Source organism: Kribbella sp. WER1 (assembly GCF_054189145.1).
Map to the genome: position 1 here is coordinate 6,600,329 of NZ_CM135186.1, position 12,910 is coordinate 6,613,238.

12 protein-coding genes and 1 tRNA gene are annotated in these 12,910 nt (G+C 68.8%); 6 read left to right on the forward strand and 7 right to left on the reverse strand.

The window, feature by feature from the left end; translation table 11 throughout:
- Positions 1-53: 53 nt before the first annotated feature.
- Positions 54-1,352, reverse strand: coding sequence for a zinc-dependent metalloprotease (locus tag ACXJJ3_RS32275; RefSeq protein WP_458165635.1), 1,299 nt, complete (start codon positions 1,350-1,352; stop codon positions 54-56).
- A 304-nt stretch (positions 1,353-1,656) separates the two neighbouring features.
- Here ACXJJ3_RS32275 and ACXJJ3_RS32280 point away from each other — a divergent pair, with 304 nt between their 5' ends.
- Genes ACXJJ3_RS32280 through ACXJJ3_RS32300 form a run of 5 tightly spaced genes read left to right on the forward strand, consistent with a single transcriptional unit; the run spans position 1,657 to position 7,052 of the window.
- Positions 1,657-2,082, forward strand: coding sequence for a molybdenum cofactor biosynthesis protein MoaE (locus tag ACXJJ3_RS32280; RefSeq protein ID WP_458165636.1), 426 nt, complete (start codon positions 1,657-1,659; stop codon positions 2,080-2,082).
- 30 nt (positions 2,083-2,112) lie between these two features.
- Entirely contained in the window at positions 2,113-2,385 is a 273-nt protein-coding gene (locus tag ACXJJ3_RS32285; protein WP_458165637.1) for a hypothetical protein, read from the forward strand.
- Positions 2,382-3,416 carry a YlbL family protein gene (locus ACXJJ3_RS32290; RefSeq protein ID WP_458165638.1) on the forward strand — a complete coding sequence of 345 codons (1,035 nt, stop codon included), beginning with the start codon at positions 2,382-2,384 and terminating at the stop codon, positions 3,414-3,416. Before ACXJJ3_RS32285 ends, ACXJJ3_RS32290 begins: the two co-directional genes overlap by 4 nt.
- Positions 3,417-3,471: 55 nt before the next feature.
- Positions 3,472-4,083, forward strand: a complete 612-nt coding sequence (locus ACXJJ3_RS32295; protein ID WP_458165639.1) for a PPA1309 family protein — start codon at positions 3,472-3,474, stop codon at positions 4,081-4,083.
- The gene (locus ACXJJ3_RS32300) at positions 4,080-7,052 is read left to right on the forward strand and encodes a UPF0182 family membrane protein (protein WP_458165640.1); all 2,973 of its coding nucleotides are present in this window, start codon (positions 4,080-4,082) and stop codon (positions 7,050-7,052) included. The genes ACXJJ3_RS32295 and ACXJJ3_RS32300 overlap by 4 nt, the downstream gene beginning before the upstream one ends.
- A gap of 86 nt (positions 7,053-7,138) precedes the next feature.
- Here ACXJJ3_RS32300 and ACXJJ3_RS32305 read toward each other — a convergent pair whose 3' ends face one another.
- Entirely contained in the window at positions 7,139-7,699 is a 561-nt protein-coding gene (locus tag ACXJJ3_RS32305) for a hypothetical protein (RefSeq protein WP_458165641.1), read from the reverse strand.
- Between the two features lie 121 nt (positions 7,700-7,820).
- On the reverse strand, positions 7,821-8,786 hold the full coding sequence (locus tag ACXJJ3_RS32310; protein ID WP_458165642.1) for an N-acetyltransferase family protein: 966 nt from the start codon (positions 8,784-8,786) through the stop codon (positions 7,821-7,823).
- A 105-nt stretch (positions 8,787-8,891) separates the two neighbouring features.
- Between ACXJJ3_RS32310 and ACXJJ3_RS32315 the strand changes: the two genes are divergently transcribed.
- A tRNA-Met gene (locus ACXJJ3_RS32315) sits at positions 8,892-8,965 on the forward strand.
- Positions 8,966-9,004: 39 nt separating this feature from the next.
- Here the strand turns inward: ACXJJ3_RS32315 and ACXJJ3_RS32320 are convergent.
- The 4 genes from ACXJJ3_RS32320 to ACXJJ3_RS32335 form a co-directional block, all read right to left on the reverse strand.
- Positions 9,005-10,699: a S53 family peptidase gene (locus ACXJJ3_RS32320; RefSeq protein WP_458165643.1), complete on the reverse strand. Its 1,695-nt coding sequence runs from the start codon at positions 10,697-10,699 to the stop codon at positions 9,005-9,007.
- Between the two features lie 93 nt (positions 10,700-10,792).
- A complete protein-coding gene (locus tag ACXJJ3_RS32325; protein WP_458165644.1) occupies positions 10,793-11,512 on the reverse strand; it encodes an endonuclease/exonuclease/phosphatase family protein in 720 nt (239 codons plus the stop codon).
- Positions 11,509-11,832 carry a putative quinol monooxygenase gene (locus ACXJJ3_RS32330; RefSeq protein ID WP_458165645.1) on the reverse strand — a complete coding sequence of 108 codons (324 nt, stop codon included), beginning with the start codon at positions 11,830-11,832 and terminating at the stop codon, positions 11,509-11,511. The genes ACXJJ3_RS32325 and ACXJJ3_RS32330 overlap by 4 nt, the downstream gene beginning before the upstream one ends.
- Positions 11,833-11,881: 49 nt before the next feature.
- Positions 11,882-12,838, reverse strand: a complete 957-nt coding sequence (locus ACXJJ3_RS32335) for a proline racemase family protein (protein ID WP_458165646.1) — start codon at positions 12,836-12,838, stop codon at positions 11,882-11,884.
- Positions 12,839-12,910 lie beyond the last annotated feature (72 nt).

A 12,910-nucleotide genomic window follows, 5' to 3' on the forward strand; every position in this document is an offset into this window, starting at 1 on the left:
GCGGTGGGTGTTGGTTCCCCGGGGCGTGCGGCTTGGGGCGCTTCGTTGTGGCGCTACTTGGTGGGGGTGTCTCCGTCGTCGGTCGAGGGGGGCTCGTCGAGGAAGTCGGTGATGTCGATGTTGGCGAGTTCGCCGGCGTGCTGGGCGAAGCCGATGGGGTCGTCGAGGTCGCTGGTGCTGGGCATCAGGTCGGGGTGGGACCAGAGGTTGTCGCGGCCTTCGGTGCCTCGGGCGTCGCGGACGGCGGCCCAGAGGTTGGCGGCGTCGCGGAGGCGCCGGGGGCGGAGCTGGAGGCCTACGAGGGTGGCGAACGTCTGCTCGGCGGGGCCGCCGGCCGCGCGGCGGCGGCGGACGGTTTCGGCGAGCTGGACGGCGGCCGGCATCCGGTCCTTGGTGGCTTCGCGGACGACGTCGTCGACCCAGCCTTCGACCAGGGCGAGCGTGGTCTCGAGACGGACCAGCGCGGCCTTCTGCTGCTCCGAGTCCTCGGGCTCGAACATTCCGCCGGCGAGCGCCTCCTGCATAGCTTCCGGGTTCTGCGGGTCGATGTCGACCATCGCGCGCTCGATCTTGCCGGTGTCGACCTCGATCCCGGCCGCGTAGTCGGCGACCGCGGCGAGCAGGTGCTGGCGCAGCCACGGCACGCCGGCGTACAACCGCTGGTGCGCGACCTCGCGGAGCGCCAGGTACAGCCGGACGTCCTCGTCCGTCAGCCCGAGCCCCTCCGAGAACTTGGCGACGTTGTCCGGCAGTAAGATCGCCTGGCCGGTCGGGCCGAGCGGCAGGCCGATGTCGGACGAGCTGACGACCTCGCCGGCGAGCTCGCCGAGCCCTTGGCCGACCTGCGCTCCGAACACCGATCCGCCGAGCTGCCGCAGCATCCCGGCCATCGGGCCGGCGAACTGCTGCGCCTCGGCGGGCAGGGCGTTGCCCATGGCGCCGGCGACGTGCTCGGCGACCGGGTCGACGACCGTCTGCCAGACCGGGAGCGTGTTCTCCACCCATTCGGCGCGGCTCCATGCCTGGGAGGTCGCGGAGACCTCGGGCAGCGTGGTGGCGTCGTCCAGCCAGTGCTCGGCGAGCCGGACCGCGTCGGCGACCCGGTCGCCGTCGGTGGCCGTCATCGACCGGTCCCCGGCGGCGGAGACGGTCTTGCGGGCGATGTCCTTGGCCAGGTCCCAGTTCACCGGCTTGCCGTCGGCCGAACCGCTCAGCAGCTGCTGGACCTGGGCGAAGATCGCGTTCAGGTCCGGGGCGCCGCCCGCGCCGGCCGCACCGGAGAACTGCTGGAACATGGCCTCGAACGGCGTTCCCTTGAACGGGTTGTCCGGGTTGTCCGGTTCGTCGCTCATCGATGGGCCTTCCTGTGCGGGTGGGGCGTACTACTCCAAACGTACTGGTTCGCTCCACCAGTTCCGCCCCGGGTGAACGCAGTACTTCTTCTGTTCGCCGCAGGCAGAGCCGTCCGCCGCCTCGGTAACTAGGTGAGCAGGGCAACAGCTTCTCCCGGTGTATGCCGGACCACGCACCGCAGCGCCCAGGGACGCCGAAGTGGGAGCGGGTGTCGGGGTACTGCGGACCGGGAGGGAGAATTGCGGTGCGGGGGATGGAATGGTGGGGTGTGCAGAACGGGGACCCGGCGGGAATGAGGAACGGATGAGCGACGCGATCAGGCTGCTGGACATTCGCGACGGCGCGTTGTCCAGCGACGAGGTGCTGGCGGCCGTCGCCGATCCGACGGCGGGCGGAACTGCGCTTTTCATCGGCACCGTGCGCAACCACGACCAGGACAAGCCGGTCGACACGCTCAGCTACGAGGCGCATCCGGACGCGCTCGAGCACCTGCGGAAGGTCGCCCAGCGGGTCTGCGACGACCCCGCGGTGACCGCGCTGGCCGCCGTACACCGGACCGGGGACCTGGTGATCGGCGACGCCGCGGTGATCGTGGCGGTGGCCGCTGCACACCGGGACGTGGCCTTCGCCGCCTGCCGGCAGTTGATCGACGACCTGAAGGCCGAGGTCCCGATTTGGAAACACCAGCACTTCACCGACGGTGGCAGCGAGTGGGTAGGAGCGCACTGACACGTACTCTGGGCGCATGAAGGTGGCCGGATGAAGGTTTTGGCGTGGCTGGCGTTCCCGCTGGTCGCCACGCTGCTCGCGATGGGCTGGGCAGGCTGGCGCGGGTGGCGCAGCCGCGAGCCGCGCCGATCCGGCGGCCCGTTCGCCTCGGTGGACGAGTTCCGCCGCTTCAACGCCGCGCTGGCGGCTCCCGGTCCACGCGCCACCCCGGAACGTCGCCGGGGCCTGGGTCGTCGTAATCATCAGCCGGTCTCCGAGGACCGTGGCTCCGGCTCCACCAAGATCGCAGGGCAGGGTTCGTGACACGTCGTACCGCCACATTGGTCACCTCGATCGTCGTGCTTGTCGTCTCGCTGGGACTGGTGACCGCGTTTCCGGTGCCGTTCGTCTCGTTCAGCCCGGGGCCGGTCAAGGACACCCTGGGGATGGCGAAGAACAAGCCGGTCGTCGAGATCACCGGCCACGAGACGTTCCCGACGTCCGGGCAGCTGGACCTGACCACCGTGTCGGTCACCTCGCCGGACCGGCAGTTGACGCTTCCGCAGGCGATGCGGAACTGGCTGGACCCGCACCACGACCTGTTCCCGCGCGACATCATCTATCCGCCGAGCCAGAGCGCCGACCAGGTCGAGCAGCAGAACACCGCGGAGATGACCGGCTCCCAGGACAGCGCGGTCGCGGCCGCGCTGCAGGCGGCGAACGTCCCGTTCCACACCAAGGTGGCGACGGTCGCGGACAACACGCCGGCCCAGGGCAAGCTGAAGCCCGGCGACCTGGTGCTGGCTGTCGACGGCCACACCGTGACGCAGATCCCGCAGGTCGGCGACCTGGTCCGCAAGCACAAGGTCGGCCAGAACGTAGTCTTCCTGATCCGCCGTGGCACCGCCGAGCAGACGGTCGAGCTGAAGACCGCCGCGACGCCGGGCGACCCGACCCGGCCGATGGTGGGGATCACGATCGGCGTCGACTCGCCGGTGAAGGTGACGGTCAACCTCGGCCAGGACATCGGCGGCCCGAGTGCAGGCACGGCGTTCGCGCTGGCCATCTATGACAAGCTGACCTCGGGTCAGCTGCTGAACGGGAAGCACGTCGCTGTCACCGGGACGATCGACGCACTCGGCCAGGTCGGCGCGATCGGCGGCATCCAGCAGAAGATCGCCGGTGCCCGGAACGACGGCGCCACGGTGTTCCTGGTCCCGGCGCCGAACTGCCAGGCCGCGCTGCACGCGGACGTCTCCGGCATTCGGCTGGTGAAGATCAGCACGCTGACCGGCGCGATCAGCGCGCTGGAGGCGGCCACCAGCGGCAAGGGAGACGTCCCGTCGTGCAGCTGACCAGCGACCTGAACGACCTGTACGAACCGGCCAGCCGAAGGGAAGATCAGCCGGCATGGAATCCGTAGGCACGCTGCCTCCAGACGCGCTCAGTCGCGCGGTCGTCGAGATCGAGAAGCATGTGAGCAGCGCGGGCTGGGACCAGCCCGCGCAGTTGTTCGCGCTGGTCCCGACCGCGGATCTGCTCCGCGCCGAACCGCAACTGGCCGCCGAGCTCGGCGCGGAGGACGCCTCCCAGCCGCTGACCCCGGTCGCCCAGGGCGAGCTCCCCGGCGGCGTCGACGACGAAAACCTGGCCAATACCCTCGGCCGGATCGAATGGCCTGACGGGGTCGCCGGCTGCGCGCTGGCGATCGAGCGGATCGTGCTGCCGGCGGCGGCCGAGTCCGGGCTGTCGAGTGTCGAGTCGGACGCGGACCTGGCCCGGCTGGCGGGCAGCGACCCGCGCCGGCACGAGGTCCGGATGGTCGCCGCGGTACTCCGCGAGGGCGGCCGATTCGGCGCCGTCCGGTTGCGCGCGCACGACGAGGACAGCGCGGTGCTCACCGGCGTCGACTTGGTCCCCACGCTGTGCGAAGTACTGTCTTTGACATTCGAACCTTCGGTCGGCAGCCGGTCGGGCGCGGGTTCTGGGGTCGACGGTGACGACGAGGAGAAGCGACCATGAGCGACGGCGTCTACGACATGCCGGACGAGCCGCCTGCCCGGAGACCGCGACGATCGGGCGGCCGGCCACGGGCGCTGCTGCCGACGATCGCGACGCTGATCGTGCTGCTGATCCTGTTCAGCGTCTTCACCGATGTCTGGACACAGCGGCTCTGGTACCGGTCGCTCGACTTCGGCACGGTGTTCAGCACCGTCCTCGGCACCCGGGTACTGCTCTTCGTGGTGGTCGGTCTGCTGATGGCCGCGGCCGTCGTCGCGAACATCATCGTTGCGTTCCGCGCCCGTCCGCGGGTAGCGCTGGCCCCGTCGCCGACTCCGGGTTTCGAGCGGTACGGCGATCTGCTCCAGCAGCACGCGAAGATCGCGGTCGGCGTGGTCGCCACGCTGATGCTGATCTTCGGCGGCTCGGCCGCGTCGGGGGAGTGGAAGGTCTTCCTGGCCTGGAAGAACCGGACGTCCTTCGGTGTCACCGACCAGCACTTCCACAAGGACATCTCGTTCTTCGTCTTCGACTATCCGTGGCTGCGCGTGCTGCTCGGCTTCGGGTACTCGATCGTGCTGCTCTCGCTGGTCGCGGCGATCATCACGCACTACCTGTACGGCGGGTTCCGCCCGTCGGCCAAGGGGCAGAAGGCCTCCGGTGCGGCGCAGGTGCAGTTCTCGGTGCTGCTCGGGCTGCTCGTCCTGCTCAAGGCGTTCAGCTACTGGCTGGACCGCTTCGGCCAGACGACGTCCGACGGCAGGCTCTTCACCGGTATCTCCTACACCGGCGACAACGCGATCCTGCCCAGCAAGGAGATCCTTGCGGTCATCGCGGTCCTCTGTGCCGGGTTGTTCTTCGCGAACGTCGTCCGGCGGACCTGGCTGCTCCCCGGGGTCGGCACTGTCGTGCTGATCCTGTCGGCGATCCTCCTGGGCGCCCTCTGGCCGGCCGCGCTGCAGCAGCTGCGGGTTCGCCCGAGCGAGCCGGTGAAGGAAGCGCCGTACATCACCAAGAACATCGAGGCGACGCGGCAGGCCTACGGGCTCGAGAACACGCAGATCAAAGAGTACGAGGCGCAGACCACGGCCAAGCCGAGTGAGCTCACCGCCGACGCCGAGGTGCTGCCCGGTATCCGGCTGATCGACCCGACCGTGATCGGGCCGACGTTCGAGCAGCTCCAGCAGGTCCGCGGGTACTACTCGTTCCCGACCGACCTGGACGTCGACCGGTACAACATCAAGGGCAAGACGAGCGACACCGTCATCGCGGCCCGCGAGGTCCAGATCGACAAGCTGCCGGCCGGCCAGCGGAACTGGAACAACGACCACACGGTCTACACCCACGGTTACGGCGTCGTCGCGGCGAACGGCAACCAGCGCGCAGCGGACGGTACGCCGGTCTGGACCGAGAAGGACCTGCCGCCGAAGGGGGACCTCGGCACCTACGAGCCGCGGATCTACTTCGGTGAGCAGTCGCCGGACTACTCGATCGTCGGCGCACCGAAGGGCTCCGCGCCGGTCGAGCTGGACACCCCGGAGGGTACGAACGGCGGTGATCCGACGCTGAACACCTACGACGGCAAGGGCGGCGTCAAGATCGGCTCGTTCTTCAACCGCTTGCTCTACGCAACCAAGTTCCGGGACGCGAACATCCTGCTGTCCAGCCGGGTGAACGCGGACTCGAAGATCCTCTACGACCGCAGCCCGCGGGACCGGGTCGAGAAGGCGGCGCCCTGGCTGACGCCGGACGGCGATCCGTACCCGGCGATCGTCGACGGCCAGGTCGTCTGGATCGTCGACTGCTACACCACCTCGGACAACTACCCGTACTCCGAGAAGGTGGCGCTGGACGACAGCACCCGGGACACCACCACCGGCCGCGGCACGATCGCGCAGCAGCCGAGCGAGAAGATCAACTACATCCGGAACTCGGTCAAGGCGGTCGTGAACGCCTACGACGGCTCGGTCGACCTGTACGCGTGGGACCAGAGCGACCCGGTGCTGAAGACGTGGATGAAGGCCTTCCCCGGCACGGTCAAGCCGCGCTCGGAAATCTCGCCCGCGCTGATGGCGCACCTGCGCTACCCGGAGGACATGTTCAAGGTGCAGCGCGACCTGCTCGCGAAGTACCACGTCACGGACGCCGGCACCTGGTACCAGAACAGTGACCTGTGGCGCGTGCCCGCCGACCCGACCGCGGTGGCCGGCGGCAGTGACTCGTCGACGCAAATCAGTCAGCCTCCCTTCTACCTCTCGTTGCGGATGCCGGATCAGACCGATCCGAAGTTCTCACTGACCTCGGTGTATGTGCCGAACGGTGAACGGGAGAACCTGACAGCGTTCATGGCGGTCGATTCCGAGGCGACGTCACCGGACTACGGCAAGTTCCGAATACTCCGATTGCCGGCGAACCTGCAGGTGCCTGGTCCGGGGCAGGTGTACAACAAGTTCCAGACCGACGAAGGCATCAGAGCGGCGCTGCTGCCGATCAACCAGCAGAACAGCGGCGCCAGAGCCCAGTTCGGCAACCTGCTGACGCTGCCGCTCGGCGGTGGTCTGCTGTACGTCCAGCCGGTCTACTCGTCACGGACCAGCGGGCCGGGTAACTACCCCGTCCTGCGGTACGTCCTGGTGGCCTTCGGGGACAACGTCGCCTACGGGACGACACTCCAGGAAGCTCTCGGCAAGGTGTTCAACACCAATGTCGACACCGGCGAGAACCCGCCTGGAACCAAGACCCCACCGGCACAGACGAACCAGACGGTCAAGCAGGCGCTCGCTGATGCAGAGGCCGCCTACAACCGGGCACAGGCCGCCCTGAAGAGGGGCGATCTCGCCGGATACCAGACGGCCGTGAATCAGATGAAGCAGGCGCTGGACCGGGCATCGGCCGGTGCCACCGGAACACCGACACCGACGCCGACCCCGTCCGGGAGCCCGTCGGCCTCGACGACACCGTCGAGTCCGCCGAGCTCTCCGACCGGCTGACGCGCAGGACCGGTTCCCGGGGCGGCGACACCGACGACATGTCGGGTCGCCGCCCCGTTCGTCCGCCCGGGTGGTTGCCTACGGCATCAGGACGGCTCGGGACGGAAGCCCGCGGCGGTGTCGAGCACGTCCTCGTCGGTGAACCGCTCGTGGTCGATCGTCACCTCGGCGGCAACGCCCGGCTCGATGAAGTAGAACACCTCGTCGCCGGCGAACAGGCCGTCGTACCCACCGACCTTGACCGGGGTGAGCTGCCAGCCCGGATCCTTCTCCTCGTACTCCACGAGGAAGTCCTTGAGGGTCTCGAGGTCGGTGAGCTGGTCGCCGCGGATCGTCTTCACGGTCAGGTCGACCTTGAACGCTCCCTCCGAATCCGGTCCGGTCTCCCAGACACGGCTGTGGAAGGACACGTCGTTCCACTCGTACGCGAAGTCGCTCGGCGTACCGATGCCGTCGGGAAGATTCTCGATCACGAAGCCGTCCAAGGTGCCAGCCTTCTGCTCGGTGGATGGTGCTACGGAGGCATACGCCGGTGCTGCTGAGCCGGTGGTCGTCGACAGGCCCAACGAGGCCAGGACGACCGCGGTCCCGGCCACGATACGTCGGGCGGACGGCATGACTCGGGAACCGAAAGATGAACGCGACATGACAGCCTCCTGGGGGAAGGACGGCGCCTCGCCTGCTGCGAGACGCCCTTCGTGACCAAGAAAGTGCCGCGATCGGCCCGCCGCCGGACCGGCGAATCCGAACCTGTGGACAACCGGCGGATCAGTACCCGATCAACCGGTGCAGCCGATGGAACGTCTGCCGGAACCTGAGCCGCGGCCACGTCCGCGACGACAACAGGTTCGTCACCCGCCAGTCCGTCACCACCGACGTATACCCCACCTCACCCGACCACTGCAGCACCGCTTCACCCAGCGCTCGCCCCGCGCCAAGCCCACGCGCCGACGGCAGTACCGCCGCGAACCCGAGAAAGCCGGCGTTGTCCGGCTGAGCCAGCCCGTTGTGCAAACTCGACCGATCCAGCGAACACCCGATCGCCGACCCAACGACCTCACCGTTGTAGACGGCAACGAACGTCATGTAGTCCGGATCGTCGAGCGACTCATCCCAGTCCGCGACCGCCTCGTCGTAGGTGCCCACCTCCCCGGCCGAGAACACCGGCGACCGCCCCTGATGCCGAGGCAGCTCCAGATCAAGCTCCGCGAGTACCGGAATGTCCGCGCGCGTCGCCCGCCGGACGGCAAGATCGCCGCGCGACACCACCGCTGTCGACGGAACCGGCCGAATCGCATGCGCATGCTGCGCGCCGAATGCCAGCCGGAACCACGCGTCCACCAGTTCGGCATCGTCCGGCACCAGCACGTAATGCGCCGTACGCCCGGCGTCGACCCATTCCGCCGCGGCAGCCCCGTACAGGTCGCGGACGTGCTCAGCCTCCCGCACGGCGTGACCGGCTGCCTCGACCCAGATGTTCGGCCCCCACATCGCCGCCGGCTTCGGTGCCGCGAGCAAATAACCGGTCACCTCGTCGCCCTCGACCAGGACCGCACCCGACGCACCTTCGCTCTTCCAGACAGCGGCGACCTCGACGAGGGCCCGCTGTTCGTCCTCGTAGTCGGCGGGCAGCAACGGGTGACGCGCGCGATGCGCCCGATGCCGCTGGGCGAGCAGACCGGCCGCAGCCGGCAGATCCGCCTCCTCAAACGGGCGGACGACGGGTCGAGACATACTCGGACGGTACGCCCGGCACCCCGCCCGCGGTACGAGTTTTCGGCCCCTCCGGGAACCGATTTGGTAGCTCGGCCGAGATCCTCTAAACTAAAGACACAACGACGCGGGGTGGAGCAGCTCGGTAGCTCGCTGGGCTCATAACCCAGAGGTCGCAGGTTCAAATCCTGCCCCCGCTACGGAAGAAGGCCCGGACCATCAGGTCCGGGCCTTCGCTTTTACCTGGGGCCGGTGGTGAGGCGGAGGCCTAGGGTGAAGGGGAGACCGTTGGGGGTGCCTAGGCCGGTTACGGTGTCGTAACCCTTGGCGGTGATCTGGTCGGACTCTTTGCGGTTGTGGGAGTCGAAGACGTCCAGGGATGCGCTGTCGGCGCTGGTGGCGGGGATGAAGGCGGCGCGGTTCTGCTGGGGTGTGGACTTGGGCAGCGGGAGGACGTCGCGGAACGCGGGGGTGCCGTGCAGACGGTAGAGGAGTGGGTTGATGAAACCGAACGCCGGTCGGCCCTGCTGTGCGCCGGCGACAAGGCCCGCGACCAACGGTGCGGAGAGGCTCGTGCCTGCGTTGACTTGGGTGACGTAGCGCTTGCTGTCGGAGTCTGTGTAGCCCGTGAGCATGCCCGTGTCGATGTCGCCGACCGCGGAGATGTCCGGGACGGTTCGGTTGATCGCGGTGCGGCTGCCGATCTTCACGTGTGACATCGAGGCCGGCACGACGCCCTTCTGGTACGCCGGTTGCGCGTAGTCGAGGCTGGTTCCGCCGCCGCCCGCGACCAGGCCGACGCCGGTCCACTTGCCGTTGTCCGGGATGACGGTCTCGTCCGACCAGCCGGTTTCGAAGACGCGTTTGCCGCGCGCGTCCAGGGCCAACGTCGTACCGCCGACCGCGGTGACGAACGGGTCCTCTGCGGTGGCTGTCAGGCCGGTGGTGTCGCCGGAGGAGAAGTACAGGCCGACGCCCTCGGCGGCCGCGCGGACGGTGAGGGTGTGGACGGTCTTCGGCGGTACTTCGCCGAGCGGGATCTGCCAGGAGTTCGAGACAATCGAGGCGCTCGGGTGGTGGCCGTCGCCCTTCAGGACCGCGGCGACCGCGCTGAGCAGGGCCTGGTCCTCGTCGCAGCCGCCGCCGACGACCATCAGCTGTTTCGCGTCCGGGGCCATCGCGTAGACAGCTTCGGAATCCATCTCCGCTTCGTCGTTGTACGGCGCCGCGCTCCGCGACGACTGGCTGCAGCCCGTGTCGCCGCCGAGGTGGATCTCCTGGTACTGGTTCGCCTTCGGGGCCGGCAGGTGGTTGCGGCGCGCGTACTCGCGGAGGGTCCGGAGCATCTCGGTCGGCGCGAGGCTCTCGGTCAACGCGACGGTTTGTCCCTTGCCGGTGAAGACCGGGCCGGCGCCGTACGCGGTCCGCAGTTGGTTCGCGGAGTAGCCGCAGATCGGGAGTGAGGCTTTGGTGAGACCGCGGTACGCCGGTTTGACGGTCTGCACGTGCTGGCCCCAGGACTGCGAGCAGGTCGGCTTCGCGGCGCGTGCCGTCTGGGCCGACGTGGAACTCGTACCGCCCAGCCCAGTGATGCCGAGTGCCATCGGGGGCAGCGACTGTAGTTTCGCGGCCGGCGCGGAGGCTGAGACGTAGGAACGGTCGCTGCTGACCTGCACGTTTGTCAGGCCACGTGCAGTTAGCTGGTCGCTGACCGACTTGGCTTCGGCGGCCGACGGGCCGAAGCGGGCTGTGTACTCGTTGGGGCTCAGAAAGTGGTGGTACAGCGGATTACCCGGTGTGGAGACGGCGGTGGCGAACCGCTCGGCACCGGCCAGGTCCGGCGTCAGCCAGACCTGGATCGTCTGCTGCGGAGCTGCGTCCGCCTGTGCGTCGACCGACGCGCCGCCGGCCACCAGCGCTGCGCAGCCCACCATGACACCAACAGTCCTGATCACGACCACTCCCCGTTAGGAATTCAATCAGTAACAGTTCGATCACTCTACGCGTTCAGGCGCCGGGTGATCGTTCTATCTGACGCCCCGGCCGGTCGTTTCGGTTGAGTGGAAACGCAGACGGACCTGCAGGCCGAGGTGATCGCTGGCGTAGTCGCCGTCGAGCTGAGCCGACTCGACGACCGCAGCGCCGGAGATGAGGACGTAGTCGATGCAGTGCGCGGATCTGCCCGGCGGGAGATACGCCCGGTGGAACGTCGGCGGGCAGCTGGCGAAGGCGTCGACCAGGCCCGATTCGCGGAGGAAGTCGCGGTACAAGGTGGTGTCGCGCGCGACGTTGAAGTCGCCCGTGAGGACCGCCGGCTTCGCCGCGGTGTGGCGGGCGAGGGCGGAGAGTTGAGCCTGGTGGATCGGATAGAAGCGGTTCGTGGGAGACCAGTCGCCGTCGCGGTTTGCCCGGAGGTGGGTGGTGAAGACGGTGACCTCGGGGACGTGGGTGCGCAGGATGCCGTTCCGGTAGGCAGCCGGGAGGCGTTGGTAGCTGGTGGTGCCGCGTGAGCGGGTGAAGGTGACCAGGCCGCCTGCTGGTCCGGCCGCCGACGGCTGGAAGTTGGCCTGGTACGTCGGCATGGAACGGCGTAGTAGGTGGAGGTGGGCGTACGTCAGGACCTCTTGGAGGTTGATGACGTCCGCCCTGGAGGTCTCCAACGCGTCGGCGATCGTGCGGTAGCGGTGGGCCAGGCCGCGGAGTGGGGTTCCGCGGGTGTTCAGGGTTACGACGGTCAGCCGGGTCACTTCACGGCGAGTTCGCCGAGCTCTGACCAGTCGTCCTGCGGGACCTTGAAGTTCACGATGCGCGGGGTTTCGACCAGGTGGGGCGGAAGGTGTTGCTGGGCTGCCTTGAAGTGGTCGGAGGTGACGTGGTGGGTTGCGGCCTCGTCGTCGGCGAAGGCCTCGACCAGGACGTACTCGTTGGCGTCGTCGAGTGAGCGTGACCAGTCGAACCACAGGCAGCCCGGCTCCGCGCGGGTCGCGGTGGTGAAGTCGGCGGTGATCGACGGCCAATCCTCGGCGTGCTCGGGCTTCACTCGGAACTTCGCGGTGATGAAGATCATGGGGACCAACTTAGCGGCAGCCCCCGGCAAGCAGAGTCGCAATCTGAGATCAGCGGAGCGTGAAGCCGGTGCCCAACGGGTCGCGCGGGTCGAGCGTGAACGTGGCGCTCCCGGTGCGGTACGCGCTCCCGACGACCTCGGTGATCACGCCCTCGGGCGTCTCCGCGACGACCCGGCCGCGGAACGTCGTACCGACGATGGAGTCGTGGCGGAGCGTCTGCCCGGGGCCGAGCCGGCCTTCGTCGTGCAGCAGCGCCAGGCGGGCCGACGTACCCGAGCCGCAGGGGGAACGGTCCGCCTCGCCGTCGGCGAAGACGGCGAGGTTGCGCTGGTACGGGCCCTCCGCCCAGGAACCGAGGTCGTCGTACAGGATCGTGCCGTAGAGACCGCTCAGCCGTGGATCGGCCGGGTGGACGGCGACCGGGTCGAGCGCCCACTTGATCTCGCGGCCGATCGCGATCAGGTCCGGGTACGACGCCGGCGTCACCGCGAGGCCGACCGACGACGCGGGCACCGACGCGTAGAACGCACCGCCGTAGCTGATGTCCGCCGTCACGTTCCCGCGCGACGTCGTCACCGGCACCCCACGGCGCAGCACGTACGACGGAACGTTGCGGAAGGCAACACCGTCCGCGCCGACGTGGGCCGTCACGCGTCCGGACGGTACGTCGATGACGACATCGCCCGCCGGGACCCGGCCGGTGTCGACGGCCCAGGTCGCGAGCGCGATCGTCCCGTGCCCGCAGGCGGTCGAGTACCCGTCCTTGTGCCAGAACACCACGCCGAAGTCCGCGCCGTCGTCGTCACCCGGTACCACGAATCCGCCGTACATGTCGGCGTGACCGCGCGGCTCGTTCACGAGCAGCTGCCGTACCGCGTCGATACCGGCCGAGGTCTGCGCCGCGACCCGGCGGTCGGCCACCGTCGTACCCGGGACCTCCACAGAGGTCACGATCCGGAACGGCTCCCCGGCCGTGTGGTAGTCCACCACGCTGACGTCGTCCACGGACTCACCCTAGACATACGAAACCGCCGCGTCCCGGGGAGGGGACGGCGGCGGTTCGAGCGGCCTGAGCGG